The sequence below is a fragment of the Streptomyces sp. WAC06614 genome, assembly GCF_003949795.1.
Classification (GTDB): domain Bacteria; phylum Actinomycetota; class Actinomycetes; order Streptomycetales; family Streptomycetaceae; genus Streptomyces.
In genome coordinates this window covers 1-25,840 of sequence record NZ_RPRY01000082.1, presented here as the reverse complement: position 1 = coordinate 25,840, position 25,840 = coordinate 1, and the positions used below count along the sequence as shown (strand labels likewise).

At 75.0% G+C, this 25,840-nt stretch carries 22 protein-coding genes and 1 pseudogene; 8 read left to right on the top strand and 15 right to left on the bottom strand.

What is annotated here, in order from left to right; translation table 11 throughout:
* Positions 1 to 8: 8 nt before the first annotated feature.
* From EF918_RS14030 to EF918_RS14020, 3 genes are all read left to right on the top strand, one after another.
* Positions 9 to 1,520: an alkaline phosphatase gene (locus tag EF918_RS14030; RefSeq protein WP_260610175.1), complete on the top strand. Its 1,512-nt coding sequence runs from the start codon at positions 9 to 11 to the stop codon at positions 1,518 to 1,520.
* 164 nt (positions 1,521 to 1,684) lie between these two features.
* On the top strand, positions 1,685 to 3,124 hold the full coding sequence (locus EF918_RS14025; RefSeq protein ID WP_125645428.1) for a GNAT family N-acetyltransferase: 1,440 nt from the start codon (positions 1,685 to 1,687) through the stop codon (positions 3,122 to 3,124).
* 137 nt (positions 3,125 to 3,261) lie between these two features.
* Positions 3,262 to 4,953 carry a DUF885 domain-containing protein gene (locus tag EF918_RS14020; RefSeq protein ID WP_125645426.1) on the top strand — a complete coding sequence of 564 codons (1,692 nt, stop codon included), beginning with the start codon at positions 3,262 to 3,264 and terminating at the stop codon, positions 4,951 to 4,953.
* Between the two features lie 173 nt (positions 4,954 to 5,126).
* Here EF918_RS14020 and EF918_RS14015 read toward each other — a convergent pair whose 3' ends face one another.
* The gene (locus EF918_RS14015) at positions 5,127 to 5,678 is read right to left on the bottom strand and encodes a rhodanese-like domain-containing protein (protein WP_125645424.1); all 552 of its coding nucleotides are present in this window, start codon (positions 5,676 to 5,678) and stop codon (positions 5,127 to 5,129) included.
* Positions 5,679 to 5,772: 94 nt separating this feature from the next.
* On the opposite strand from EF918_RS14015, the gene EF918_RS14010 reads away from it, so the two are divergent.
* The gene (locus EF918_RS14010) at positions 5,773 to 6,219 is read left to right on the top strand and encodes an Lrp/AsnC family transcriptional regulator (protein WP_125645422.1); all 447 of its coding nucleotides are present in this window, start codon (positions 5,773 to 5,775) and stop codon (positions 6,217 to 6,219) included.
* Here EF918_RS14010 and EF918_RS14005 read toward each other — a convergent pair.
* The 3 genes from EF918_RS14005 to EF918_RS13995 all read right to left on the bottom strand — a co-directional run bounded on the left by EF918_RS14005 (position 6,209) and on the right by EF918_RS13995 (position 11,124).
* Positions 6,209 to 9,223 carry an AAA family ATPase gene (locus EF918_RS14005; protein WP_125645420.1) on the bottom strand — a complete coding sequence of 1,005 codons (3,015 nt, stop codon included), beginning with the start codon at positions 9,221 to 9,223 and terminating at the stop codon, positions 6,209 to 6,211. The genes EF918_RS14010 and EF918_RS14005 overlap by 11 nt on opposite strands.
* Positions 9,220 to 10,392 carry an exonuclease SbcCD subunit D gene (locus tag EF918_RS14000; RefSeq protein WP_125645418.1) on the bottom strand — a complete coding sequence of 391 codons (1,173 nt, stop codon included), beginning with the start codon at positions 10,390 to 10,392 and terminating at the stop codon, positions 9,220 to 9,222. The genes EF918_RS14005 and EF918_RS14000 overlap by 4 nt, the downstream gene beginning before the upstream one ends.
* A gap of 105 nt (positions 10,393 to 10,497) precedes the next feature.
* Positions 10,498 to 11,124, bottom strand: coding sequence for a YigZ family protein (locus EF918_RS13995; protein WP_125645416.1), 627 nt, complete (start codon positions 11,122 to 11,124; stop codon positions 10,498 to 10,500).
* Between the two features lie 98 nt (positions 11,125 to 11,222).
* Here EF918_RS13995 and EF918_RS13990 point away from each other — a divergent pair, with 98 nt between their 5' ends.
* Entirely contained in the window at positions 11,223 to 11,627 is a 405-nt protein-coding gene (locus EF918_RS13990; RefSeq protein WP_125645414.1) for a CoA-binding protein, read from the top strand.
* 9 nt (positions 11,628 to 11,636) lie between these two features.
* On the opposite strand, the gene EF918_RS13985 is transcribed toward EF918_RS13990, so the two are convergent.
* Positions 11,637 to 12,002 (bottom strand): SgcJ/EcaC family oxidoreductase, encoded by a 366-nt coding sequence (locus tag EF918_RS13985; protein ID WP_125645412.1) that lies wholly within the window; start codon positions 12,000 to 12,002, stop codon positions 11,637 to 11,639.
* A gap of 178 nt (positions 12,003 to 12,180) precedes the next feature.
* Here EF918_RS13985 and EF918_RS13980 point away from each other — a divergent pair, with 178 nt between their 5' ends.
* Positions 12,181 to 13,137 carry a LuxR family transcriptional regulator gene (locus tag EF918_RS13980; protein ID WP_185921744.1) on the top strand — a complete coding sequence of 319 codons (957 nt, stop codon included), beginning with the start codon at positions 12,181 to 12,183 and terminating at the stop codon, positions 13,135 to 13,137.
* A 70-nt stretch (positions 13,138 to 13,207) separates the two neighbouring features.
* On the opposite strand, the gene EF918_RS13975 is transcribed toward EF918_RS13980, so the two are convergent.
* The 7 genes from EF918_RS13975 to EF918_RS13945 form a co-directional block, all read right to left on the bottom strand.
* Entirely contained in the window at positions 13,208 to 14,656 is a 1,449-nt protein-coding gene (locus EF918_RS13975; RefSeq protein ID WP_125645408.1) for an amino acid permease, read from the bottom strand.
* Positions 14,657 to 14,733: 77 nt separating this feature from the next.
* The gene (locus tag EF918_RS13970) at positions 14,734 to 15,198 is read right to left on the bottom strand and encodes a MoaF N-terminal domain-containing protein (RefSeq protein ID WP_125645406.1); all 465 of its coding nucleotides are present in this window, start codon (positions 15,196 to 15,198) and stop codon (positions 14,734 to 14,736) included.
* A gap of 91 nt (positions 15,199 to 15,289) precedes the next feature.
* Positions 15,290 to 16,153, bottom strand: coding sequence for a tyrosinase family protein (locus tag EF918_RS13965; RefSeq protein ID WP_125645404.1), 864 nt, complete (start codon positions 16,151 to 16,153; stop codon positions 15,290 to 15,292).
* Positions 16,154 to 16,186: 33 nt separating this feature from the next.
* Positions 16,187 to 16,627: a tyrosinase family oxidase copper chaperone gene (locus tag EF918_RS13960; RefSeq protein ID WP_125645402.1), complete on the bottom strand. Its 441-nt coding sequence runs from the start codon at positions 16,625 to 16,627 to the stop codon at positions 16,187 to 16,189.
* A complete protein-coding gene (locus EF918_RS13955) occupies positions 16,624 to 18,171 on the bottom strand; it encodes an FAD/NAD(P)-binding protein (RefSeq protein ID WP_125645400.1) in 1,548 nt (515 codons plus the stop codon). Before EF918_RS13955 ends, EF918_RS13960 begins: the two co-directional genes overlap by 4 nt.
* Before the next feature lie 83 nt (positions 18,172 to 18,254).
* Positions 18,255 to 19,247 carry a hypothetical protein gene (locus EF918_RS13950; protein ID WP_125645398.1) on the bottom strand — a complete coding sequence of 331 codons (993 nt, stop codon included), beginning with the start codon at positions 19,245 to 19,247 and terminating at the stop codon, positions 18,255 to 18,257.
* A 57-nt stretch (positions 19,248 to 19,304) separates the two neighbouring features.
* Positions 19,305 to 20,114, bottom strand: coding sequence for a class II aldolase/adducin family protein (locus EF918_RS13945; protein ID WP_125645397.1), 810 nt, complete (start codon positions 20,112 to 20,114; stop codon positions 19,305 to 19,307).
* 360 nt (positions 20,115 to 20,474) lie between these two features.
* On the opposite strand from EF918_RS13945, the pseudogene EF918_RS13940 reads away from it, so the two are divergent.
* Positions 20,475 to 20,881, top strand: a pseudogene (locus tag EF918_RS13940) (EamA family transporter); the annotation flags it as partial.
* 112 nt (positions 20,882 to 20,993) lie between these two features.
* On the opposite strand, the gene EF918_RS13935 reads toward EF918_RS13940, so the two are convergent.
* Entirely contained in the window at positions 20,994 to 21,761 is a 768-nt protein-coding gene (locus EF918_RS13935; protein ID WP_125645394.1) for a DapH/DapD/GlmU-related protein, read from the bottom strand.
* A 136-nt stretch (positions 21,762 to 21,897) separates the two neighbouring features.
* Here EF918_RS13935 and EF918_RS13930 point away from each other — a divergent pair, with 136 nt between their 5' ends.
* Positions 21,898 to 22,443 carry a gamma carbonic anhydrase family protein gene (locus EF918_RS13930; RefSeq protein ID WP_125645392.1) on the top strand — a complete coding sequence of 182 codons (546 nt, stop codon included), beginning with the start codon at positions 21,898 to 21,900 and terminating at the stop codon, positions 22,441 to 22,443.
* An 86-nt stretch (positions 22,444 to 22,529) separates the two neighbouring features.
* Here EF918_RS13930 and EF918_RS13925 read toward each other — a convergent pair whose 3' ends face one another.
* Both EF918_RS13925 and EF918_RS13920 read right to left on the bottom strand, forming a co-directional pair.
* A complete protein-coding gene (locus tag EF918_RS13925) occupies positions 22,530 to 23,210 on the bottom strand; it encodes a DedA family protein (protein ID WP_125645390.1) in 681 nt (226 codons plus the stop codon).
* Between the two features lie 86 nt (positions 23,211 to 23,296).
* Positions 23,297 to 25,792, bottom strand: a complete 2,496-nt coding sequence (locus EF918_RS13920) for a beta-glucosidase (protein WP_125645388.1) — start codon at positions 25,790 to 25,792, stop codon at positions 23,297 to 23,299.
* Between the last annotated feature and the right edge of the window lie 48 nt (positions 25,793 to 25,840).

Genomic DNA, 25,840 nt, shown 5'->3' with positions numbered 1-25,840 from the left:
TCCAGAGGGTGGCCGAGTGGGCGGTGATCTCGCCGGACTGCACGCCCCACGGAGCCTCGGGGCGCCCCGAGGCTCCGTGGGGCGTGCAGTCCGGCGAGATCACCGCCCACTCGGCCACCCTCTGGACCCGCTCGGACCGCCCCGCGCGGATGTACGTCGAGACCTCGCCGAGCGAGTCCTTCCGCTACGCCGTACGCCGCCACCCGGGCCCGCTGCTCGGCCCGGGCACCGACTTCACCGGCACCACCACGCTGCACGCCCTGCCGCCCGGCCGGCAGGTCCACTACCGGGTGGTGCTGGCCGACCCGGACGACCCGCGCCGCACGAGCGAGCCCGCCCGCGGCACCTTCCGCACCGTCCCGGCGGGCCGCCGTACCGGCGTGCGCTTCCTGTGGTCGGGCGACCTCGCCGGCCAGGGCTGGGGCATCAACCCCGACCGCGGCGGCTACCGCGTCTTCGACGAGATGCGCCGCCGCGACCCCGACTTCTTCCTCTTCAGCGGTGACACGATCTACGCCGACGGCCCCCTCCAGGCGACGGTGGGCCGCCCCGACGGCAGCGTGTGGCGCAACATCACCACCGAGGAGAAGGCCAAGGTCGCCGAGACCCTGGCCGAGTTCCGCGGCAACTTCCGCTACAACCTGCTCGACACGAACCTGCGCGGCTTCAACGCCCAGGTCCCCGTCATCGCGCAGTGGGACGACCACGAGGTGCGCAACAACTGGTACCCGGGACAGATCCTGGACGACCCCCGCTACACGGTGAAGGACGTCGACGTCCTCGCCGCGCGCGCCCGCCAGGCGTTCTCCGAGTACTTCCCCGTCACCGACCTGCGCGGCGGCCGGACCGAGGGCCGGATGTACCGCGTCCACCACTACGGTCCGCTGCTGGACGTGTTCGTCCTCGACATGCGCACGTACCGCAACGCCAACTCCCCCGGCCGCCAGAGCGACGACCCGGTCGGCATCCTCGGCGCCGAGCAGCTCGGCTGGCTCAAGCGCGAGCTGTGCCGCTCGCGGGCGACCTGGAAGGTGATCGCCGCGGACATGCCGCTGGGCATCGTGGTCCCGGACGGTTCGGCGAACTTCGAGGCCGTCGCCCAGGGCGACCCGGGCGCGCCGCTCGGCCGCGAGCTCCAGATCGCCGAGCTCCTGCGCCACATCAAGCACCAGCGCATCACCGGCACCCTGTGGCTCACCGCCGACGTCCATTACACGGCCGCCCACCACTACGACCCCGAGCGGGCGGCGTTCAAGGACTTCGCGCCGTTCTGGGAGTTCGTCTCCGGCCCGGTCGGCGCGGGCGGATTCCCGCACGGGGCGCTCGACGCGACGTTCGGTCCGCAGCGGGAGTTCGTGCAGTCGGCGCCGGTGGCCAACATGTCCCCCGCCGAGAACCCGCCCTACTACGGCGAGGTGGACATCGACGGGGACAGCGGCGAGCTCACCGTCCGGCTGCGCCGCGAGGGCGGCGGGGTACTGTTCAGCAAGACCCTCCAGCCCGGCCGGATCGGGCAGTAGGCGCCCCCCGAACGGACCCGTGCCGTTCCCTCCGGAGCCGCCGTAGGACCGCCGCGGAGGGAACGCCGCCCGGAAAAGCGGGCGAAATCGACCAGATGGATCCTTAACCATTCGGTCACAGACCGTTCGTGATCACGCAACACCCCTTGGCGAGAGTGGTGTGCATGACGCACCGTGACGCTCCCTCCGCCTCCGTGTCCACCGCCCGCACCCACCGCCACCACCACTGGCGCCGCGACCTCGTCGAGCTGGCCGCGCTCTTCTGCGCCGTCGCGGTCGCCGACGGCATCGCCAATCTCGTCGCGCACGGTCCGAGCGGCCCCGTGCTCCTCGCCGCCTCGGCCGTGGCGCTCCTGGTCACGGCCGCCTTCCACACCTGGTGGGCCCGCCGGCACAGCCATGCCCCGCCCCCGACCGCGACCGCGGCCACCCACCACGGCGCCGCTGCCGGCGCCCCGGCGGTCCCGGGCGGGGCCACCTCGCTGTGGCGGATGCGGACGACCGTACGGGACGAGCCCGGGGCGCTGGCCTCGCTGTGCGGTGCGCTCGCCGGGCTGGGCGTGGACATCCTGACGCTGCAGACGCACCCGCTCGCCGAGGGCGGCACCGTGGACGAGTTCCTGCTGCGCGCCCCGCGGGCCCTGCCGCCGGCCGAGCTGACCCGGGCCGTCGCCCAGGGCGGCGGCACCGGCACCTGGATCGAGCGGGCCGACGCCCACGACCTGGTCGACACCCCCACCCGGATGCTGGGCCTGGCCACCCGCACCGCCCTGGACGCCGCCGAACTCCCGCTCGCGCTGCGCCAGCTGCTGGGCCGCTGCACCATCCACTCGATCCCCGCGACCACCCTCACCGGCCGCCCCCACCAGGGCGCCGACGCCCCCGTCGAGGGAGTGCTGGAGGGGGGCATGATGAAGCTGCGCGACCCCTCGGGCGGGGCGATCACCATCGAGCGCCCCTATCTGCCGTTCACCCCGACCGAGTTCGCCCGGGCCCGCGCCCTCGTCGAGCTCGACGCCCGGCTCGGCCCGCGGGTGCCGCGCAGCCAGGACGTGCTCACGCTGCCCGAGGGCAACGAGATCACCGTGCGCCGCGCCGACCGGTCCGACCTCGCCGCCGCCCGCGCCATGCACGACCGCTGCTCCTCGCGCACCCTGAGCCTGCGCTACCACGGCCCGGTCGCCGACGCCGACCGCTACCTCGACCACCTGCTGAGCCCGCGGTTCGGCCGTACGCTCGCCGCCACCACCGCCTCGGGCCGGCTCGTCGCCCTCGGCCACCTGCTGTGGGACGGGGACGAGACCGAGGTCGCGCTGATCATCGAGGACGAGTGGCAGCGCCGCGGCATCGGCTCGGAACTGCTGCGCCGACTGGTCGCGATGGGGGTCGAGGCGGGCTGCGACAGCATCTACGCCGTCACCCAGGCCTCCAACACCGCCATGGTCGCCGCGATGCGCGGGCTCGGCCTGCCCCTGGACTACCAGATCGAGGAGGGCACCCTCGTGATCACCGCCCGCCTCGACGCCGCCCCGGTCGGCTCCCGGCTGCCCCACGAACTCCCGCGCGCCCAGGCCCCCGCACCCGACCGGCACCCCTTCGGCTGAGGCGCCGGCCGAGGCTGCCCGCAGCTGCTGCCGCACCTGGCGGCCCCGTACGCCCTCCGCGTACGGGGCCGTACGCGTCATGTGCCGACAGCAGAACGCTAGTGACGCGAGAGGGTCCGACGTACGAAGATGTCCGCATGTCAGACACCCTCCACAGCCTTCTCCCGCGTCAGGTCGCCGACCGTTACGTCGACGAGCTGGTCGCCCTCGATCCGATCACGGGCACCTACCTCGGCGTCGCGTCCAGCTACCGCTCGCTGCCGGACTTCTCGCCGGCCGGTGTCGAGGCCGTCGCCGAACTCGCCCGCACCACGCTCGCCCGGCTCGACGCGGCGGAGCAGCTGCCCGGTGCCGACAGCGACGCCGAGCGCCGCTGCGCCCGGCTGCTGCGGGAGCGGCTGACCGCCGAACTCGCCGTCCACGACGCCGGCGAGCACCTGCGTGCCGTCAGCAACATCCACTCCCCCGCGCACGGCGTGCGCGAGGCGTTCTCCATCTCCCCGACCGAGACCGACGAGGACTGGGCGGCGCTCGCCGAGCGCCTGCGCGCCGTCCCGGACGCCCTCGCCGGCTACCGCGCGTGCCTCCGGCTGGGCCTGGACCGCGGCCTGTACGCGGGTCCCCGCCCGACCGCCACCTTCGTCGAGCAGCTCACCTCCTGGGCGGGCGAGGACGGCGAAGGGACCGGCTTCTTCACCGACTTCGCCGAGCGCGGCCCCGAGGGCCGGCGCGCGGAGCTGACCGAGGCCGCGGCCGCGGCGAACGCCGCCACGGTGGAACTGCGCGACTGGATCCGGGACGTGTACGCACCGGCCGTCGCCGGCCGCCCGGAGACGGTCGGCCGGGAGCGCTACGCCCGCTGGGCGCGCTACTACAACGGCACCGACCTCGACCTGGACGAGGCGTACGCCTACGGCTGGTCCGAGTACCACCGGCTGCTCGGCGAGATGAAGACCGAGGCCGCCAAGATCCTTCCCGGCGCGGGTCCGTGGGAGGCGCTCAAGCACCTGGACGACCACGGCACCCACATCGAGGGCGTGGACGAGGTCCGTGCCTGGTTGCAGGGAATCATGGACGAGGCCATCGAGAACCTCGACGGCACCCACTTCGAACTCGCCGAGCGGGTGCGGCGGGTGGAGTCCCGGATCGCCCCGCCCGGCGGCGCCGCGGCCCCGTACTACACGGGCCCCTCCGAGGACTTCTCCCGCCCGGGCCGCACCTGGCTGCCGACCATGGGCCAGACCCGGTTCCCGGTCTACGACCTGGTCTCCACCTGGTACCACGAGGGGGTGCCCGGCCACCACCTCCAGCTCGCGCAGTGGACGCACGTGGCCGACCAGCTCTCCCGCTACCAGGCCACCGTCGGTATGGTCAGCGCCAACGTGGAGGGCTGGGCCCTGTACGCGGAGCGGCTGATGGACGAGCTGGGCTACCTCAAGGACGCCGAGCAGCGCCTGGGTTACCTGGACTGCCAGATGATGCGCGCCGCCCGGGTGATCGTGGACATCGGCATGCACCTGGAGCTGGAGATCCCGGCGGACTCGCCGTTCCACCCCGGTGAGCGCTGGACCCCGGAGCTGGCGCAGGAGTTCTTCGGCCTGCACAGCGGCCGGCCGGCGGACTTCGTCGTGAGCGAGCTGACCCGGTACCTGTCGATGCCGGGCCAGGCCATCGGCTACAAGCTGGGCGAACGGGCCTGGCTCCAGGGCCGGGACAACGCCCGGGCCGCGCGGGGCGAGTCCTTCGACCTCAAGGCGTGGCACATGGCCGCGCTGTCGCAGGGTTCGCTCGGCCTGGACGACCTGGTGGACGAGCTCTCCCGGCTCTGATCCCGGCAGGCCCCGCACGACCCCGCAAGGCTCCGCACGACCCCGCACGACCCGACGGGCCGCCCGGCTCCCCCGCGACCGGGCGGCCCGCCCGGGCCCTCGGCCGGCCTCGCCGCGCGCGGCCGGCGTACGGCCGGCCCGGCCGACGTACGGCGGCCCGGCCGGTGCCCGGCTCAGCAGCCGCAGTCGTCGGAGTCGACCGGCGCGGTCAGCGGGTCGGCCTCGGTGCGCCGGGCCGGGCCCTGCCAGGTCTCGACCTCGAAGCCCTCCCGGATCCAGTACTCGATCCCGCCGAGCATCTCCTTCACCTGGAAGCCCAGTTCGGCGAGGGCCAGCGCGGAGCGGGCGCCTCCGTTGCAGCCCGGTCCCCAGCAGTACGTGACCACGGGCACGCTCTTGTCCAGCAGCCGCTCGGCCTGCTCCGGGATCAGCGCGGTCGGCAGGTGCACCGCCCCGGGGACGTGGGCCTGGTCCCAGGAGGGCGTGGAGCGGGAGTCGACGAGCTGGAAGCCGAGGGCGGCGCCCTGCTCCCGGTGGGCCTTGAAGGCGGCGGCCACGTCGGAGACGTCCGCGTGGAAGGCGAGGCTCGCGGCGAAGTAGGCGGCGGCCGCGGCCGGAGCGGCCGGCGGGACGCGCAGGACGGGGTTCGCGGCGGTCGCGGCCGGGGCAGCAGCGGCGGAGGCGGCAGGAGCGGCGGAAGCGGCGGTGTGCTGTGTCGTCGTCATGGGCAGCAATCTACGGCCGGTGATCTTGTCCGGGAAGGTGGTTTCCCCGGCGTATCACTTGTTGGACCACGAATTCCCCTGCTACCCATGGACCATGACCGAGCATTCCCCTGACGCCACCGACTGGCGGATCCTGACGGCCCTCCAGCAGGACGGCCGCGCCAGTTTCACCGAGCTGGCCCGTACCGTCTCGATGTCGGCGAGCGCCGTCACCGAGCGGGTCCGGCGCCTGGAAGAGGCCGGGGTGATCACCGGGTACACGGCGGTGGTCGACCCCGAGCGGCTGGGCAAGGCGATCCTGGCGCTGGTCCGGCTGCGCTACCCGCACGGCAACTACAAGCCGTTCCACGACCTGCTGGAGACCACCCCGGACATCCTGGAGGCCCACCACGTCACCGGTGACGACTGCTTCGTGCTCAAGGTGGCCGCGCGCTCGATGTCGCACCTGGAGGAGATCACCGGCCGGATCGCCGGACTGGGCCCGGTGACCACGAGCATCGTCTACTCGTCCCCGCTGCCGCGCCGCCCGCTCAGTCCGTGAGCCCGGCGGTGCGGTGCCGTACCACCGAGCCGCCGCGCCGCTTGACGACCTCCAGCTGGGCCTGCACCCGCGTGCGCAGGTCCGCGACATGGCTGACGATGCCGACGCTGCGGTCGCGTTCGCGCAAGGAGTCCAGGACGTCGAGGACCTCGTCCAGGGCCTGGTCGTCCAGGCTGCCGAAGCCCTCGTCGATGAAGAGCGTGTCCAGCCGCATCCCGCCGGCCTCGTCGGTGACCACGTCGGCCAGGCCCAGCGCGAGGGCGAGCGAGGCGAAGAAGGTCTCGCCGCCCGACAGGGTGGCGGTGTCCCGCTCGCTGCCGGTCCAGGCGTCCACCACGTGCAGCCCGAGCCCGGACCGCCCGCGCCCGCCGGCCTTGGCGTCGGAGTGGACCAGGGTGTAGCGGCCGCCGGACATCCGCTGGAGGCGGAGGGTGGCGGCGGCGGCGACCTGTTCCAGCCGGGCGGCCAGCACGTACGCCTCCAGCCGCATCTTGCGTTCGTTGTCGGCGGAGGTGCCCGCGGTGAGCGCCGCCAGCCGGGCCACCCGCTCGTACTCCTCGCGCAGGGGTCCGAGGGTGCGCAGCTCGGCGGCGGCCTGCCGGGACAGCCGGTCCACCTCGGCGCAGCGTTCCCGGGCCGCGTCCACGGCCGAGCCCGCCGCGCGCAGCCGGGCCGCGGCGCGCTCGGCGGCGGCCTCGGCGGTCGCCGGGTCGGCCGGGGGCAGGGCCGCCGCGGCGGCGGTGTCGGCCTCGGCGAGGCGGTCGGCGAGGGCGGCCTCCTCCGCCTGCCAGGTGTCCATACGGAGCTGGAGGGCGCGGCGCTCGGCCTCCGGCAGGACCGCACCGGCGGCCTCCTCGACGGTGTCGAAGCCGGCCCGGAACGCGGCGTCGGCCAACCGCCCGTCGGCCTCCTTGAGCCGCTCGGCCGCCGCGTCGGCCCGCCGTACGGCCTCGGCGGCGCCCGCGACCAGGGCGACGCGGGCCTCCAGCACCCGGGCGCGGTGCGCGACGCTGGGCGCGTCGCCGCGGACCCGGGCCAGTTCGGCCTCCAGTCCGCGCAGCTCGTCGTCGAGGGCCTCGCGCCGCGAGGCGCGGGCGGCGGCCCGGGCGTGTCCCTCGCGGTGGGCCTCGCTGCGGGCGGCGTGCTCGCGCTCGGCGCGGGCCAGGGCCTCGCGGGCGGCGTGCAGTCCGGCCGCGGCGGCGTGGGCGGCGGCGTGCCGGGACGTCAGGTCCTCGGTACGGGCGAGCAGTTCGGCGGTCTGCGCGCCCCCGGCCGCGGCGGCGGCCTCGGTCCGGGCCTCGGTGACGGCGGCGAGCCGCCGCTCGGCGGTGGCCCGCCGCTCCTCGGCGGCCTCGAACCGGGCGTGCGCGGCCTCCTCGGCGGCCCGCTCCACGTGCCCGGGAGCGGTCCGGGCCGGGGCGGGGTGCCGGTCGGAGCCGCAGACGGTGCAGGGTTCGCCCGGGACCAGCGCCTGGGCGAGTTCGGCGGCGATCCCGCGCAGCCGGGCCTCCTTGAGCTCCAGCCAGTGCTCCCGGGCCGCGGCGGCCTCCTCGCGTACGGAGAGCAGCGCGGCGGCGGCCTGGTCGGCGTCGGCGGCGAGGGTGTCGCGGCGCCGGGCGGCGGCCAGCTGGAGCCGGGCGGGCTCCAGCCGGCCGGCGAGGTGCTCGGCGAGGGTGGCGGCCTGCTGGGCGGCGTCGACCCGGGCCTGGAGCCCGGTGCGGGCCTGCTCCCAGCGGGCGAGCCAGTCGGCGGTCTCGCGCAGCTGTTCGTCGGCGGCCCGGGCCTCGCGGTCCAGGGCCTGGCGTTCGCGGCCGATCTCGGCGCTGCGCGCCTCGGCCCGGTGGGCGGCCTCCAGTGCGCCGAGGGCTCCGCGCAGCCGCTGCTCCTCGCCGGCGAGCTGGTCGGTACCGGCCCCGGACAGCGCGGGCGGCAGGGCGGCGCGGGCCACCGACTCGGCGTGGGCCGCGGCCCGGTGGGCGCCGGCGGCGGCCTCGCGCAGGTCGAGGGCGGGGGCGACGAGGGCGGCGCGGGCGCCGCGGTCGAGCAGGTCGCGGACCCGTTGCCGCTCGGGAGCGGCCTCGGCGAGCAGGTCGGCGCGGCGCAGGGCCTCGGCGTGCCGGCGCTGGAGCCGGTCGAGTTCGGCGGCCTCCTGCGCGGTGCGGCGGGCGGCGGCGTGCCGGCCCTCGGCGGCGGCGAGCGCGTACGCGGCGACGGTGAGCCGCTCCCGGGCCGCGCTGCGCGCGACCGCCGCCCAGGCCCGGACCGCCTCGGCGAGCCCGGGGTCGCCCGGCTGGTGGCCGGGCATCGGCCAGGCCCGCAGGTCGGCACAGTCGCCGGCGGCCTGGGCCAGGCGCTGGGCGGTGCCGAGGACCCGCTCGTCGCCGGCCCGCACCTTGGCCTCGGCGGTGCGGCGGCGCTCGGCGAGCAGGGCCTCGACGGCGGCGAAGCGGCGGGTGTCGAAGAGCCGGCCCAGCAGCCGGCCGCGGGCCTCGGCGTCGGCGCGCAGGAAGCGGGCGAAGTCGCCCTGGGGCAGCAGGACCACCTGGCAGAACTGTTCGCGGCTCATGCCGAGGAGCTGTTCGATCTCCTCGCCGATCTCCTGGTGGGAGCGGGACAGGGCGTGCCAGCCGTCGGCGGCGGTGTGTTCGCGCAGCCAGCTCTGGGCCTTGTCCCGGGTGGTTCCGGTGCCGCGCTTCTTGGGCCGTTCCTGTTCGGGCCGGCGGGTGATCTCCAGGCGCCGGCCGCCGACGGTGAGGTCGAGGGTGACCTCGGTGGGGGTGTCGGGGGCGGCGTGGTCGCTGCGCAGGCTGGTGCCGGGCGACTGCCGGGCGCCGGGCACGGAACCGTAGAGGGCGTAGCAGACGGCGTCGAGGACGGAGGTCTTGCCGGCGCCGGTGGGGCCGTGCAGCAGGAAGATCCCGGCGCCCGAGAGGGCGTCGAAGTCGATCTCCTGGGGCTCGGCGAACGGCCCGAACGCGGTGACCTTCAGCCGGTGCAGCCTCATCGGGCCCTCTCCTGGCGGGTGTCCTCGGCGCGGACGTCGTCGAAGGCGGCGCGCAGCACGGCCCGCTCGGCGGCGTTCACGGCGCCGGCGGCGCCGCCGCGGACGTGGGCGACGAAGTCCTCGGCGATCTCCTGGTCGCTGCGGCCCTTGAGCCGCTGGGCGTACGAGCCCGGGCCGGCCTCGTCCCGGTCCTCGGGGTCGAAGGCGAGGCTGAGGGTGTGCGGGAAGCGGGCGGCGATCCGGGCCATGGGGTCGTCGGGGCGGACGGGGTCGGTGAGGGTGGCCTCGACCCAGGCCGGTTCGTGGACGGTGAGGGCGGGGTCGGCGAGCAGGTCGTCGAGCCGGCCGCGGATCCGGGCCAGCGGACGGGGCACGGGGGTGTCGAGGCGCTCGGCGGTGAGCTCCCCGGCGGGGCCGAGCTCGACCAGCCACATCGACTTGCGGTGGTCGGCCTCGGAGAAGGAGTAGGCGAGGGGGGAGCCGGAGTAGCGGATGCGTTCGCCGAGGGTCTGGCAGCCGTGCAGGTGGCCCAGGGCGGCGTAGTCCACGCCGTCGAAGACGGCGGCCGGGACGGCCGCGACCCCGCCGACGGTGATGTCGCGCTCGCTGTCGCTGGGCCGGGCGCCGGTGACGAAGGCGTGGGCGAGGACGACGGACCGGGTGCCGGGCGGCCGGGCGGCGAGATCGGCGCGGACCCGGTCCATGGCGGCGCCGAGCACGGCCTCGTGGCTGACCCGGTCGGCCGCGAGCGCGTCCTTGACCAGGGCCGGCTCCAGGTAGGGCAGCCCGTAGAAGGCGACGTCGCCGTGCGCGTCGGCGAGCACGACGGGGTCGGCGCAGCCGGCCGGGTCGGTGCGCAGGTGGATGCCGGCGCGGCCGATGAGTCCGGCGCCGACGCCGAGGCGGCGGGCGGAGTCGTGGTTGCCGGAGATCATCACGGTGGGCACGCCGAGGTCGGCCAGCCGGTGCAGGGCCCGGTCGAACAGTTCGACGGCGGGCAGCGGGGGCACGGCCCGGTCGTAGACGTCACCGGCGACGAGTACGGCGTCCACGGCGTGCTCGGTGACGGCCGCCACCAGGTGGTCGACGAAGGCGGCCTGGGCGTCGAGCAGGTTGACCCGGTGGAAGGCCCGGCCGAGGTGCCAGTCGGAGGTGTGCAGGAACTTCACTCGACCCCTCCGCCGCCGTGCACACCGGCCCCCTCGTCGTCGTCCGTCGCGTCCTTCGTCCGGGCGGTCCCGCGCGGTCGGCGCGCTCCCGTCCGACCGATTGTCTCAGGGCGCGTACGTCTCCCCGCCCAGGGTCAGCCCGGCGGTCCCGGCGGACACGTCGGCGAGCCAGGCACCAAAGGCGGGCAGGTCGGCCTCGGGGAGGGCGACCTCGATCTCGACGGCGGCGCCGTAGCGCAGGTCCACGACGGTGCGCCCGGTGGCGCGCAGGTCGTTCTGGACCTTGCCGGCCCGCTGGTGGTCGACGGTCACGGTGGCCAGCCGGTAGCGGCGCCGGGTGACGGTGCCGAGCGCGTCCAGGGCCTCGCCGACCACCCCGCCGTAGGCGCGGATCAGGCCACCGGCCCCGAGCTTGACCCCGCCGTAGTACCGGGTGACGACGGCGACGGCGTACCGCACGTCACGCCGCATCAGCATCTGGAGCATGGGGACCCCGGCGGTCCCGCCCGGCTCGCCGTCGTCGCTGGCCTTCTGCACCGAGGCGTCGGCGCCGATCACATAGGCGAAGCAGTTGTGCGTGGCGGTGGGGTGCTCCCGGCGGATCCGGGCGACGAAGTCCTGCGCCTCCTGCTCGGTCGCCGCCGGCGCGAGCGCACACAGGAAACGGGACCGGTTGATCTCGGACTCGTGCACGCCCTCACGGGCCACCGTCACGTACTGGTCTGCCTTCACCGCTCCACCCTACGGGGAATCGGACGCCCGTCCGGTCCGTTGATCCGGGAGGCGGCGGGCAGTGGGTCCGGGCCGGGGACGAGTAGGAGGCGGCGCAGGTGTACGGCGATCAGGAGACCATCCGCAGGATCCTCACCCAGCACGGCGACACCTGGGCGGTCGTGGGGCTGTCCGGGAACCAGGAGCGGGCCGCCTACGGGGTGGCCGAGGTGCTGCAGCGGTTCGGGAAGCGGGTGGTGCCGGTGCATCCGAAGGCGGAGACCGTCCACGGGGAGCAGGGGTACCCGTCGCTGGCGGCGATCCCGTTCAAGGTCGACGTGGTCGACGTCTTCGTCAACAGCGAGCTGGCGGGCGCGGTCGCCGACGAGGCGGCGGCGGTGGGGGCGGACGCGGTGTGGTTCCAGCTCGGGGTGGTCGATCCCGAGGCCTACGGGCGGACCCGCGCGGCCGGGCTGGACATGGTCATGGACCGGTGCCCGGCGATCGAGATCCCGGCGCTCTGAGCCGAGCCGTCAGGCCGCGCGCGAGACGTGGTACTGGCGGATCCGCCAGCCGGTGTCGAGGTGCTGGGCGACCACGGAGAGCCGCACCGGCAGCGGCTCGCCGGAGCGGGGCCGGAAGGTGACCGCCGCGAAGCCGGCGACGGCCTCCGGTCCGACGGTGCGCGAGCGCAGCACCTCGACCTCGGCGGTCATGCCGGCCGGGACGTGCTCGTAGTAGGTCCTGATCTGGGCGGTGCCTTCGAGGAGTTGGGGGGACAGGCCCTGGAAGAGGGCGTCGTCGGCGAAGAGCGCGACGATGTCGTCGACCCGGTGCGCGTCGAACGCCGTACGCCAGGCCCCGAGGATTTCAGCCAGGGCTCCATATTCGTTCACCATCAGTGAACTCCTCCATTTCCAAGGTCAAAAAGCCGTTAGAGCATGAATATCCCATGCCATTCAGCATGGGACGCTGCGTTTCCAAGTGCATAATTGAGCCATGCACGATCATGCAAGGCAGCACTTGGGGGATAGTTGTGAGGGTTCTGACTGTGCAGACCGGGCAGGCGCGGGCGGGGTGTGCGGAGCGGGGCTGACCGTCTACCGCGCGGCCGTGGTCAAGGGGTGTACGCCCCGCGCGGGGGCGCCGGGGTGCCTGTTGCGGATGGGGCTGCTGGTCCCGCCGGTGGACGACCCGACCGTCCTGGTGCCCGTCTCGCCGGAGGTGGCCAAGGCCGAACTCGTCCGGCCCATCGAGGAGTCGCTCGAACGCGAACGGCTCCAGGCCCAGGCGATCGACACCAGTTTCGTCCCGGTCAACGCCATCTACACGGCGGCCAAACGCGAACACGCGGGCTGGGCCACCCCGATCATCGGCGACCAGGTCATCCACTCCACGCTCGCGCACGCGGTCCGCGAGTGCCGCGAGGAGCTGATGACCGTGCAGCCGGGCGGGGACCGGCTCAGCTACGACCTGGAGGACCTCGACCACGTCCGCGGGTCCGTCCGGCACCGTACGCTCTACCAGCACGCGGTCCGGACGCAGGGCCCGACCCTGCGCCACATCGAACGGCTGCTGGAGGCGGGCGGCGAGGTCCGCACGCTCGACCACGTCTTCGGCCGGCTGATCATCGTCGACCGGACCATCGCCTACATCCCCGGTCACCACGACCGGCGCACCACCGCGCTGGAGATCAAACAGCCCGCCATCGTCTCCTTCCTCGTCCAGGTCTTCGAGGAGTCCTGGGAGCGGGGCTCCCCCGTGGACCCGGGGGCCGCGCGCGGCGTGGAGCCCGACATCGCCGACGAGATCCAGCGGGCGATCATGCGGATGCTCGTGGACGGCCACACCGACGAGGCCATCGCCCGGCGGCTCGGCACCAGCCGGCGGACGGTCGCCGCGCACGTGAGCCGGATCGCAGCCACCCTGCAGAGCCGCAGCCGGGCCCAGCTCGGCTACCTCATCGCCACCACCGGGCTGCTGCCCCTGGACGAGGTCGACGGGAGCGGCGGCTGCGGACGCGTGTCTGCCTGATCCTCGCCCCCGACGGGGTCCGGGGCCGGGCCGTCCCCCGGGGCGGCCCGGCCCCGAGCCGGTCAGCCGGTCAGCCGGTCCAGCGCCCGTGCAGCGCCCGTACGCCGGCCACCGCGAGCAGCGCCAGGACCAGGAGCGTGGACCAGCCGAGCTGGCCCCGGGAGCCGGGGTCGAAGGCCATCAGGACCAGCACCGCCACGATGCCGGCCGCCGCCGCCCACGACAGGTACGGAAAGCCCCGCATCCGCACGACCAGCAGGTGCGGCTCCTCCCGCTCCAGGCGGCGGCGCAGCACCAGGTGCGCCGCCGCGACGGTGAGCCACATGTAGAGCATGGCCCCGCCCATCGCCTTGGCCAGGAACGGCAGGACCTGGTCCGGCCAGCCGTGGTCCAGGGCGATGGCGACGAAGCCGAAGGCCGCCGACGCCGCCACGGCGGCCCGCGGCGCACCCCGGCGGGAGGTGCGCAGCAGCAGCCGCGGGGCGTCCCCGCGCGCGGCCAGCGAGTGCGCCATGCGCGAGGCGCCGTAGAGGTTGGCGTTCATCGCGGAGAGCAGGGCGATCAGCACCACGACCTCGATCAGCCGCCCCGCCCCGGGCACCCCGAGCCGGTCGAGCACGGCCACGTACGGGCTGCGGCCGGGCTCGACCGCGTCCCAGGGCAGCAGGGTGATGATCACGGCGATCGAGCCGAGGTAGAAGAGGCTGATCCGCCAGATCGCGCTGCTGACGGCCTGGGTGACGGAGCGGGCCGGATCGCCGGACTCGGCGGCGGCCATGGTGATGACCTCCATGCCGCCGAACGCGAACACCACCGTGAGCAGGCCCGCGACCACGCTGTCCCAGCCCTGCGGGAGGAATCCCCCGTGGCCGGTCAGGTTCGCCAGGCCCGGGGAGTCCACACCGGGGACGGCCCCGCACAGCGCGGCGACGCCCAGCGCCAGGAACGCGATGATGGCTGCCACCTTGATGCCCGCGAACCAGAACTCCGCCTCGCCGAAGGAGGAGACGGACAGCATGTTGGACTGGGTGAAGGCGGCCAGGGCCACCAGGGCGACGGCCCACCGGGGGACGGCGGGCATCCACTGGTGCAGGATCGTGGAGGCGGCGATCAGTTCGATGGCGATCGCGACGACCGTCACCCACCAGTACAGCCAGCCGGCGGTGAACCCGGCCCAGCGCCCGAGCGCCCGGTCGGCGTAGACGGAGAACGAGCCGCTGGCCGGCATCGCCGCGGCCATCTCGCCGAGCATCCGCATCACCAGCAGCGCCAGGGCGGCGGCGAGCGCGTAGGAGATGATGATGGCCGGTCCGGCGACGCGCAGCCCGGTGCCGGAGCCGACGAACAGCCCCGCGCCGATGACCCCGCCGAGGGCCAGCATGGTCAGGTGGCGGGGGCGCAGGGTGCCGGCGAGCCCTTCGGGCTGCCGCGGCCCCTGCGGCGGGGGCGGGTCCTGCTGCGCCGGGCCGGCGCAGGTGTCGTGGGTGGGGGTCGGCGCGGGGGCCGTACGAGCGGGCATGGGTGGTATCGCTCCCGGGTGAGGACGTGGCCGGGGCCCACGGCCGTACGCCGTGGGCCCCGGCTCAGCACGTGGCGTCAGGACGAGACGCGGGCGAGCGTCGCCGTGTGCAGTTCGCCGGCGCGGCCGCCGTCCGCGGTCGCGTACGTCCAGTAGATGGAGACCGTGGCGTGGTGCAGGTCCATGACATGGCTGACGGTCATGCCGGAGGCCTCGACCCAGTTGACGAAGTACAGGCCCTCGCCGACGGCGCGGACGCTGAGGCGCTCCTGGCCGCTGTGGCCGGCCATCGGGCCTTCGAGGGCCTGCCAGCTGAGAGTCGTGCCGTCGGCCGAGTAGGTGTTGCGCAGCACGGCGCCGTTGTCGAGGGTCAGCACGTACGTGTGACCGGCGAAGGCCGGGACGGACGCGGCGGGCCGGGCGGCGGACGCGGCGGCGGGGGCCGGGGCGTCGGCGGACGCGGCGGCCTGGGCGGAGCCGGCGCCGGCCAGGGCGAGGACGGCGGCGGTGGCGAGGGCCGGGAGGGTGTGGCGGATGCGCATGACGGTTCCTTGTCGTTGTCGTTGTCGTGTCGTCGTCGTGTCGTTGTCGTGCGTCACGGGTGGTGCGAGGGGCGGCCGGGCGGCACGGCCCTCACGCGTACTGGTAGAAGCGGGTGTGGTCGAGCAGGTCGGCCGGCCGGACGTTCCAGGGGGACAGCGGCTCGTCGAGGGCGACCACCCGGCCGTGCTGGGGGTCCCCGGCGGGCACCGGCCGGCGCGGCTCGTAGCCGGCGCCGCGGTGCCGGCGCTGCCAGCGGGCCCAGATGAGGTCGATGAAGGTGTGGTGGAGCCAGAAGACGGGGTCGTTGGGCGAGGTGCCGCCGGTCATCTGGCCGCCGACCCACAGGTGGACCCGGTTGTGGTTGTGCCAGCCCTCCTTCTCGCCGACCGTCCAGCCCTCGACCTTGTTGCGGAAGCCGGCGGTGGTGGCGGTGGAGTCCCAGGGGGCGGTGTCGTAGACCGGGTCGTCGAGGGCCCAGGCCAGTTCCTCGGGGGTGGGCAGGGCGACCGGGTCGGCCGGGCGGCCGAAGTCGCGCATGAGGTACTTCTCCTCGGTGACGCCCACCGTGATCGGCCAGTTGCCGCCCTGGTGGGCGAACGGGCCGGTCATGACCTGGTGGTCGCCGGGGCGGCCGTTGCCGCCGAGGAAGTCGTCGGCCCACAGGCTCGACGTGGCCGACCGGTCCTGGGTCCAGTCCCAGTACGGCAGGGTCACCGACGGGTCGACCTTCTGCAGTTCGCGTTCGAACTCCAGCAGGTACTGGCGGTGCCAGGGGAAGAAGGAGGGGCACATGTGGGCCTCCCGCCGGCCGCCTTCGCCGTCGGCGACGAAGTAGCGGCCGTGGAGCCGGACGAACTCGTCGTAGACGCCCCGGCCTTTGACCTCCAGGAGGGCGGCGACGAACCGGGCGCGCTCCTCGCGGGTGAGGTCCTGATGGTTCTTGCGGGTGTGCACGTGGGGTGGTTCCTCGGTCTCGGTCTCGGTCGGTCAGTGGTGGTGGAAGGAGGCCGGTGCGAGCTGGGCCGTGCCGATCTGGTCCACCGCCGCCCGGGCCACCTCCAGTGGCGTGCGGAACGACTCGTAGTGGTTGACCAGGCTCAGGTACGTGCCGTCGGCGCGGCGCATGACGTGCAGCGGACGACCGTCCACGGTGATCTCGACGCCCGGCCCGGCGGCCGGCGCCGCGGCGCTGCGGGCGGCGGCGTACCCGACGGCCTGCGAGGGGCCGCCCTGGATGCGCCGGCCGCGGTAGACCTCGTCGAAGCTGCCCGGGGCGGCGGGCGCGGCCGGGACGGCGGGCGCCTGCGGCTCGGCGGACGCGCCGGCGGGCTCGGCCAGGACGATCGGGGCGACGGCCGCGCTGGTGCCGACCACGACGGCCGTGGTGAAGCCGGCACGGAGCATGTCCCGGCGGGTGAGGGCGGTCATATGCGGTGCTCCCGTGCGGCGAGGGCGACGGCGGGCGTCGCGGTGAGGTCGTCGACCAGGGCGCGGACGATGTCGTCGGCGCGCTCCAGGACCGAGGGCATGCCGGAGGTGAAGAAGAGGGTTCCGGCGCCCATGTCGCCGATCACGTGCATCCGGCGGTGGGTGCGGCCCCCGCCGACCGTCCGGCTGGTGGCCGGCTCGATGTGCAGGCCGCCGTAGGGGTGGTACTCCCCCATGCCGTCCTCGACGACGGAGTCGACGAAGGGGCGGGCGGGGTCGGGCACCCGGTGCGCGGGCGCGCTGACGGCGTTGACGACGACGTCGCTCTCGTGGTCGCCGCCGTCGACCGCGATGTGGAAGCCGCCGCCGTCCAGCGGTGCGACGTGCGACAGGCCGCCGGTCACCCGCAGCCGGCCCGCCTCGTGCAGGCGCAGCAGGGTCCGGGCGTTGGCGGGCGGCATGGGGCAGCACAGGCTCATCACGGCCCGGTAGTGGGTGGACCGGACGAACTCCTGGTCCCCGGCGCGCAGCAGCGTCCAGGCGTCGGGGCCGCTCTCGGGGACCACGTGCTGCATGACGCGCATGCCGATGTCGTCGGTGTCGATGCCCGCGTACTGGCGGCGCAGCCGTTCCAGCGGGGCCTCGCCCTCGACGCAGGACAGTTCGGCGAGGACCGTGGCGGGGTCGGCGCCGTGCGCGGCCAGTTCCCGGCCGAGCAGGTCCAGGACGTCGTCGAGTCCGATCCGGCCGTCCGCGTGCCCGGCCGCCGCGGCGTGCAGGGCGGCCGGGGTGAAGTGGCGGATCTCGGGGAAGGCGGGGCGCTGGCGGACGGCGGGCAGGGCGCCGTTGCGGGAGGCCATGGTGATCCGGCCCTCGTGCCCGCGGGCAGCGAGGGTGACCACCACGTCGACCGCGGCGAGTCCGGTGCCGAGCACGGTCACGTCGGCCCCCGCGGGGAGGTCGGCGACGGTGGCGCGCAGCGGGTACGGGTCCCCGATGTAGCCGGGGGCGCCGTCGAGCCGGTAGTGGTCGGTGGGGCGGCCGGCGCCGACCGCGCAGACGACGTAGTCGAAGGTGTGGGTGGCCCCGGTGGCGTCGGTGAGGACGACCTCCTCGCCGTCCTGGCGGGCGCCGAGGACGGCGGTGCGCAGGACGGTGACGGGCCAGCCGGTGAGGGAGAGCTCGCCGACGGCGTTCTCGGCGGTGTGCTCCAGGTAGCTGCCGAACACCCAGCGGGGCGGGAAGTAGCCGTCGGCGGCGTAGTCGCCGGTGCCGTAGGACAGTCCGGACTGCGCCAGCCAGCGCAGGAAGTCGTCGGGCTGCCCGGAGCGGGCGCCCATCTCCGGCGGGATGATGTTGGCGAGGACGGAGTCGGCGTCGTGCTGGTAGGCGCGGCCGCGCCACAGGTGCGGCGAGGGTTCGAAGACGGTCACCGAGCCGCGGCCCCGGCCGGGGGTCCGCGACAGCCGGTCCAGCAGGCAGACGGCCGCGGCCCCGCCGCCGACCAGGCCGATGCGCGTCGGCGGGCGGTCAGGTGTGTGCATGGTGGTGTTCGACCTTTCGCGGTACGGCGATACAGGGGAGGCAGGAGCCGGCGGGGGAAGAAGCGGCCGGCGTCCTACGGGGTTCAGTGCGCGGCGGCGGGGACCGGCTCGGCGGCCGGTTCCGGGGCGGTGGCCGCGGCCTTGCGCCGGGAGGCGGCGAACAGCAGGGCCAGGCCCAGGACCGCCCAGACCACGAGCACCAGGACGGGTCCGCCCGCGCCGGCTCCGTCGAAGGGGCCGGCCGAGCGCAGCAGCGTGGCGGCGGCGCCGGCGGGCAGGAACTGGCCGAGGGCGCCCAGCGGCTGGGGCAGCATCTCGGGGGCGGAGCTCAGGCCGGACAGCGGATTGCCGACCACGAACATCAGCACGGCGCCGAGGGCGATGCCGGGCGGGCCGATCAGCGAGCCCAGGCCGGTGATGACGCCGACCATGCCCAGCTCCAGCAGGGCGATGGTCCCGGCGTTGACCAGGTAGGTGCCCGGCAGCACCCCGCTGAGCTGGGTGAGCATCAGGGAGCCGAGCAGTCCGGAGGCGACGGCGAAGCCGATGACGCCGAGGAGCTTGGCGCCGACGTCGCGCACCTTCAGCACGAGCAGCAGACCGGCGATGACGGCGGTGATCAGCAACGGCAGGAAGCCCATGGCCAGGCCGGTGCCGTGCGGGTCGTCGGGGTCGGCGGGCACCACGTCGGTGACGCGCAGCCGGTCGGTGCCGGCGAGGGCGCGCGCCTGCTCGGTGAGGGTCTGCGCGACGGCCGGCGAGGCGGCGGAGGCCAGGTGCAGTTCGAGCCCGCCCGGGGTGGCCAGCAGGGCGCCGTAGGCCTTCCGGTCGCGCAGGGCCTGGTCGGCCTCGTCGAGGGAGTCCGCGGAGGTGGCCTCGTACGCGCCGGGGGCGGCCTCGTGCAGTCGGTCGGTGAGGCCCTGCGCCCCCTGGCCGGCGACGACGACCAGGGGCAGGTCACGGGGGGCGGCGTGGGAGGCCGACCACGAGAACCAGCCCGCGATGACGAACTGCACGAGGGCGACGATGACGACGACGGTGCGCGCCTCGGCGCGCGGTGATGCTGCTGAACTCATGGTTCCTTCTGGAGATCGGGGGCTGCGGCCGGGGCGGTGGCTCCTCGCGCGGGCGGACTACTCGTCCAGCAGGTCCGGCTGTTCGGCCGTGATCTCGTCCCACATGATCTGGAAGCTGTAGCGGCCGAGCTGTTCGTCGCCGAAGCCGTCGCGGGCCAGCAGTGCCTGCTCGTGGGTCATGGGGACGGGGCGGCCCGCGGCGAGGGCGAGGAGCTGGACCTGGGCGCAGCTCTCGTAGGTGAAGAACCAGTGCACGGCTTCCTCCAGGGAGCCGCCGACGGTGATCAGGCCGTGGTGGCGCAGCAGCATGGCCCGCTTGCCGCCGAGCCGGTCGGCGATGTCCTGGCCGTGTTCGAGGGTGATGGCGGGGCCGTCGTAGTCGCCGTAGAGGACCTGGTCCTGGTAGAAGGCGGCGGACTCCTGGTCGTACGGCTCCAGCAGCCGTTCCAGGGCTCCGAGGGCGCGGGCGTGGACGGTGTGGCCGTGGGCCACGGCATGGGCCTCGGGGCGCTCGTGGATCTTGGAGTGGATGGTGAAGGCGCTGGGGTTGACCTTGCGGGTGCCCTCGACGACGCGGCCGGTGGCGTCGACGCGGATCAGGTCGGCGACGCGGACGCGGTTGAACGAGACGCCGAAGGGGTTGACCCAGAAGGTGTCGAGCTCCTCGGGGTCGCGGACCGAGATGTGGCCGGAGATGCCCTCGGCGAAGCCGGCCTTGCCGAACAGGCGCATGGCGGCGGCGAGCCGCTGCTTGCGGTGGCGCCGTTCGTCGGTGACGGAGATGAAGACCGGGTCGGCCGGGATGGGCAGGCCGGTGTGGGTGTCGGCGAGGAAGGTCGACTCCGTGCTGGGCGCGGTGGCGGTCACGGTGACAGCTCCTGAGGGTCTGTTTCGGCCCCGTCGCGGTGCGGGCGCGGCTGGCTGCAGGCATGGCGGTGCCCTGGCGACGGGTAGCGGAAGGGATGCGAAAACCCCAGGTCGGCGGGGTCCGCGGGCGGGCTGGGGATCAGCTCCGCCCCTGAATCCTGTCCCACGGAAAAGGCGGAATTGAGCCTTCCTGCGGCATCCGCGGCTTCATAACCGCGCGATTCACATATGTGCAGCGATGCAGGGGCCCCCGATCCGGACAGAACACCGCATCAGCACGGTGCGTCGGGGCCGTCCGGCAGGGGTGGGTCAGCGTCCCGGGGCGCGACCGTTCGTTCCCACCCCTGCGAGGCCCCTTCCATGACCGTCCTGTTCGCCCTGGCCACCGCCGTGCTGTGGGGGCTCGCCGACTTCGGCGGGGGCTGCTCACCCGCCGGATCCCGGCGCTGACCGTGGAGGTGGTCTCGCAGTGCCTGGCGGTCCTCGTGCTCGGCGTGGTCGTCCTGGCCACCGGCGGCCGGCGGGAGGCCGGCCCCCAGCTCTGGTTCGCGGTGGGCGCCGGCCTGGTGGGCCCGCTCGCGCAGCTCGGCTTCTACGAGGCCCTGGCCCTCGGCCCGATGGGCGTGGTGTCTGCGCTGGGCTCGGTCGGGGTCGTCGTACCGGTCGCGGCCGGACCGGCGCTGGGCGAGCGGCCGGGCTGGGGCCGGTTCGCCGGGATCGCCGTGGCCGTCGCCGGGATCGTGCCGGCCGGCCGCGTTCGCGGTGCTGAAGGAGCGGATGCGGGCCGTGCAGGCGGCCGGGACCGGGCCGGCCCTGGCGGGCACGGTGCTGCTGGCCGCGGGCTGGGCCGTCCCTTCCGGATCCTGCCTGACCCGCGCCTCACACGCCGGCGGGGCTGGAGGGGTCGCCCTCGGCCTCCGCCAGGGCCGCCAGGGCCCTCAGCTGCTCCGAGGTCACGCCCTGCGGGACCGGCCGGGGCGCCGGCGTGCGCAGGGGAGGCTGCCAGCCGGTCTCCGGTTCCCAGCGGCGCACGACCCGGGCCGGGGCGCCCGCGACCACCGCGTGGTCGGGGACCTCGCCGCGGACCACGGAACCGGCCGCGACCACCACGTTGCGGCCGAGCCGGGCGCCGGGCAGGACGACCGCGCCCGTGCCCAGCCAGCAGCCGGGGCCGATCTCGACCGGGGCGCTGCGCGGCCACTGCCGTCCGATGGGCTCGTGGGGGTCGTCGTAGCTGTGGTTGGTCGAGGTGATGTAGACCCCCGGGCCGCAGAAGACGTCGTTGCCGATGGTGATGGGTGCGTCGGCGATCACATGGCTGCCGCGGCCGAGCACCACGCCGTTGCCGAGGACCAGCAGCGGATCGGGACCCAGGTCCAGGTCCGGCATCATCCCGGCGGTCAGCGTGACCTGCTCGGCGATGATGCAGCACTCGCCCAGCCGGATCCACTGCTCGCCGAAGACGGTCCCCTGCGGGAAGGCCAGCCGGGTGCCGTGGCCGATCTCGGCGAAGCGGAGCCGTCCGGGGGTCTGGGCCGTGACGGAACCGGCCTGCTGCATCCAGCGCCAGCCCGCGTGCGCGGCCCGGCTGGCCAGGCGGCGGCGCAGGCCCCCCAGAGATGAGAACGTGTTGCTGTTCTTCGGCACCCGGCCACGGTAGTGCGCCGGGCCGCGGGCGGCCCGCCACCGGTGCTGTGATCTTCACCCCATCCCGGGGCGGTGCCGCCCCGGTGCCCTACCGTGCAGGGAGCGCGGCACGGCATCCGGAACAGAGGAAGAGACCATGACCTACCAGGCGGACCAGGCACTCGTCGCGGGCGTGGGCGGCAAGAGCCCCCGGGTCCACCCCGACGCGTTCACCGCGCCCACCTCCGTGGTGATCGGTGACGTCACCCTCGCCGCGGGGGCGAGCGTCTGGTACTCGGCGGTGCTGCGCGCCGACTGCGGCCCGATCACGCTCGGCGCCGACAGCAACGTCCAGGACAACTGCACCCTGCACGTCGACCCCGGGTTCCCGGTCAGCATCGGCGAGCGGGTGTCCATCGGCCACAACGCCGTGGTGCACGGCTGCACCGTCGAGGACGACTGTCTGATCGGCATGGGCGCCACCGTGCTCAACGGCGCCGTCATCGGCGCCGGTTCGCTGGTCGCCGCGCAGGCGCTGGTCCCGCAGGGCATGGTGGTCCCGCCCGGCTCCCTGGTCGCCGGGGTCCCGGCCAAGGTCAAGCGGCCGCTGACCGAGGAGGAGCGCGAGGGGATCCGGCTCAACGCGGCCATGTACACGGAGCTGTCCGCACAACACCGCGCGGCGCACTCCGGCGACGCCTGAGCCACCGCCGCCGGGCGCCGTCACCGGCCGCCGGTCGCCCCGGTACGCCGCCGGGCCCGGCCGGGCCCGGCGGCGTACGGCGCGGCTCAGTCCTGGGCCACGGCGGCCGGGGCCTGCTCGCCCTGGGCCGGGACCCCGGCGGGGGCCTGGGCCGACGCGGCGGCGTGGGCCTTCTTGGCCCGGTTCTTGAGGATCAGCATGGAGGCGAGGCCGACCAGCAGCGCCACCACCAGGCCCAGCCACGAGAAGCGCTTGAGCCAGGCCTCGGCCACGATGCCGACGTAGTAGATGACGGCAGTGGTGCCGCCCGCCCAGAGGATCCCGCCGAAGACGTTGGCGATCAGGAACTTCCAGTACGGCATCCGCAGCACGCCCGCCAGCGGACCGGCGAAGATCCGCAGCAGGGCTACGAACCGCCCGAAGAAGACGGCCCACATGCCCCACTTCTCGAACGAGCGCTCCGCCATGGACACGTTCTGCTCGCCGAAGTGCTTGGGGAAGCGCCGGCCCAGCCGTTCCAGCAGCGGCTTGCCGCCCCGGCGGCCGATCGCGTAGCCGATGGAGTCGCCCACGATCGCTCCGGTGCTCGCGCAGATGCCGAGCACCAGCGGGTCCACGGAGCCGTGCTGCGAGGCCAGCAGTGCCGAGCTGACCAGGATGATCTCACCCGGCAGCGGGATGCCGAGGCTCTCCAGTCCGATGACCACCCCCACCAGGAGATACACACTCACCGCCGGCACGGTCTGGAGCCAATCCTGGATGTGCACCGGTCACGTCCTCCCACGTCGCTGGGCGCGTCCCCTGCGAAGCGCCGACCGCCAGCCTACCGACCGCTCCCGGGTGCACCACCGCCTCAGCGCACCACCGCCCTGGCCCGCAGCGGCAGGTCCCGGGAGGAGCGCCCGGCGGCCACCTCCCGCAGGCCCTTGCCCACCACCCAGGTGTGCTGCACCGGGTCCCACGACGACAGCGTCCGGGCGTCGAGGTCGAGGGTGATCCGCTGGGACTGCCCGGGGCCCAGGGTGAGCCGCCGGTAGCCGGCCAGCGCCCGGACCGGCTGGTCCAGCCGCAGTTCCGGGGACGGCCCGACGTACACCTGGGCCACCTCGGTGCCCTTGCGGCGGCCGGTGTTGCGGACGGTGAACTCCACGCGCAGGCCGCCGCGTTCGGGCCGCACGGCCAGCTTCTCGTAGCTCCAGGTGGTGTACGACAGCCCGTGCCCGAACGGGAACAGCGGGGCCGCCTGCTCGGAGTCGTACCAGCGGTACCCCACGTGGACGCCCTCGGTGCGCTCCTGCCGCCCGTTCACGCCCGGGTAGCGCAGGGGGTCCCCGCCGACCGGATGGGTCTGCTCGTCGGCCGGGTAGGTCTGGGTGAGCCGGCCGCCCGGGTCGACGGCGCCGAAGAGCACGTCGGCGGTGGCCCCGGCGCCCTCCTGGCCCGGGTGGTACAGCTGGAGCACGGCGCCGGTGCGCTCCAGCCACGGCATCGTGACGCAGGACGAGGTGTTGAGGACGACCGTGGTACGCGGATTGGCCGCGGTGACCTGCTCGATCAGGGCGGCCTGGGCGCCGGGCAGGCCCAGGCCCGCCCGGTCGGCGCCCTCGCCGGGGTCCTCGTAGGCGAACAGGACCACGCTGCGGGAGGCCCGGGAGGCCTTGACGGCCTCGGCGAGGTCGGCGGCCCGGCTGGCGCGGGTGGTGTGGCGCAGCCGGAAGCGCTGGCCCCGGTCGCCGCCCTGGGCGCTGACGGCGAGGCGGTGGGGGCCGGCCTTGAGGGCGAGGGTGCGGCGGCGGACGGCGAGCCCGTCCGGGGCGGTGGCGAGCAGGCCGCCGGGCCCGGCGGGGTCCGGCCGGTCCGGGAACAGCTCCTCGCCGTCGAGGCGTACGGACGGGCGCCGGCCGGAGTGGTGGACGAGCACGGTCCACTCGTCGTCCTCGGGGAGGGTGAACTCCGCCTCGTGGCCGAAGGTCCGGCCGGGTTCGACGGTGCGGCTCTCCAGGTCGGCGGCCGGGGTGAGCAGGGCGGCCGGGAGCGGTTTGCCGTACAGGTCCTCGCCGAGGGCGTAGCGGACGGTGGCGGTGCGGCCCGCCTTGCGGCGGATCGCCGTGTACGGGCTGTCGGCGTGCTCGGCGGCCACGCGGGCGCTCCCGCCGCCGACCAGGGGCACCCCGCCGGTGGGGCCGATGACGGCGATCGAGCGGGCGGCGTCGTCGGCCAGCGGCAGGGTCCCGCGTACGTTGCGCAGCAGGACGGCGCCCGCGGCGGCGACCTTGCGGGCGGTGCGGGCCCCGGCGGCCGCGTCCCGGACGGGCCGGGCGGGGCGCCGGGGGTCCAGGAGGGCGAAGCGGTCCATGGTGGTCAGCACCCGGCGGACGGCGAGGTCCAGGGCCTGTTCGGTGACCTTGCCCTCGCGCACGGCCTGGCGGAGCCGGGTGCCGTAGGGGGAGCCGGTGGCGGACAGGTCCATGTCGAGGCCCGCGGTGACGGCGGCGGTGATGCTGCGGGCGGCGTCCCGCTCGGAGACCACCCAGCCGTCGAAGCCCCAGCCGCGGCGGAGCACGTCGTGCAGCAGGGCGCCGCTCTCGGCCGCCCAGGTGCCGTTGACCTTGTGGGGGGTGACCGCCACGGCGCCCGCGCCGGCGCCGACGGCGGCCTCGAAGCCGCGCAGTTCGGTCTCGTGCAGGGGCTGCTCGGCGGCGACGACGTCGAGGGTGTCGCGGTCCTGTTCCTGGTCGGCGAAGGCGAACTGCCCGACGGCGGCGACCAGGCCCTCGTCCTGGATCCCGCGGACCACTTCGGCCACGAGGTCGGCGGTGAGCTTGGGGTCCTCGGCGAAGCTCTCGGCGTTGCGGCCCCCGTACGGGGTCCGGATCAGGCCGGCCCGGGGCGCGAGGAGCACGTCCTGGCCGAGGGCCCGGCCCTCCCGGCCGAGGGTGCGCCCGTACTCGCGGGCCAGGGCCGGGTCGAAGGCGGAGGCCAGCAGGACGGGTGCGGGCAGGGCGGTGGCGGGCTTGTCCACCCGGACCCCGGCGGGTCCGTGGGCGAGCCGCAGGGGCGGGATGCCGAGGCGGGCCACGCCCGGCACGTACCCGGCCTGGCCGAGCGGTGCGGGGTCCCGGGCGCCGTGCAGCAGGGCGATCTTCTCGTCGAGGGTGAGCCGGCCCACCAGGGCCTCGATGCGGGCCGCGCTGCCGGCCTTGGGCGGCTCGGCGGCCGGGGCGGGCTTGCCGCGGGGGCGTGCGCCGGCGCCCGGCGGGACCGTGGCGACGCAGCCGCCGGCGCCCAGGGCGGCGCCCGCCGCGCCGAGCAGCCGGATCGCCGTACGTCGGGACACGGCCTCGCTCATGGGCGCTCCTGCCGGCTGGGGGCACCTCCCGGCGGGAGCGCCCATGAG

Bases quoted from the DNA above. Each gene is read 5' to 3' on its own strand.
- EF918_RS14025 (WP_125645428.1), top strand. From the start codon at position 1,685: ATGACGCACCGTGACGCTCCCTCCGCCTCCGTGTCCACCGCCCGCACC.
- EF918_RS14020 (WP_125645426.1), top strand. From the start codon at position 3,262: ATGTCAGACACCCTCCACAGCCTTCTCCCGCGTCAGGTCGCCGACCGT.
- EF918_RS14015 (WP_125645424.1), bottom strand. From the start codon at position 5,678: ATGACGACGACACAGCACACCGCCGCTTCCGCCGCTCCTGCCGCCTCC.
- EF918_RS14010 (WP_125645422.1), top strand. From the start codon at position 5,773: ATGACCGAGCATTCCCCTGACGCCACCGACTGGCGGATCCTGACGGCC.
- EF918_RS14005 (WP_125645420.1), bottom strand. From the start codon at position 9,223: ATGAGGCTGCACCGGCTGAAGGTCACCGCGTTCGGGCCGTTCGCCGAG.
- EF918_RS13985 (WP_125645412.1), bottom strand. From the start codon at position 12,002: ATGGTGAACGAATATGGAGCCCTGGCTGAAATCCTCGGGGCCTGGCGT.
- EF918_RS13975 (WP_125645408.1), bottom strand. From the start codon at position 14,656: ATGCCCGCTCGTACGGCCCCCGCGCCGACCCCCACCCACGACACCTGC.
- EF918_RS13970 (WP_125645406.1), bottom strand. From the start codon at position 15,198: ATGCGCATCCGCCACACCCTCCCGGCCCTCGCCACCGCCGCCGTCCTC.
- EF918_RS13960 (WP_125645402.1), bottom strand. From the start codon at position 16,627: ATGACCGCCCTCACCCGCCGGGACATGCTCCGTGCCGGCTTCACCACG.
- EF918_RS13955 (WP_125645400.1), bottom strand. From the start codon at position 18,171: ATGCACACACCTGACCGCCCGCCGACGCGCATCGGCCTGGTCGGCGGC.
- EF918_RS13950 (WP_125645398.1), bottom strand. From the start codon at position 19,247: ATGAGTTCAGCAGCATCACCGCGCGCCGAGGCGCGCACCGTCGTCGTC.
- EF918_RS13930 (WP_125645392.1), top strand. From the start codon at position 21,898: ATGACCTACCAGGCGGACCAGGCACTCGTCGCGGGCGTGGGCGGCAAG.
- EF918_RS13920 (WP_125645388.1), bottom strand. From the start codon at position 25,792: ATGAGCGAGGCCGTGTCCCGACGTACGGCGATCCGGCTGCTCGGCGCG.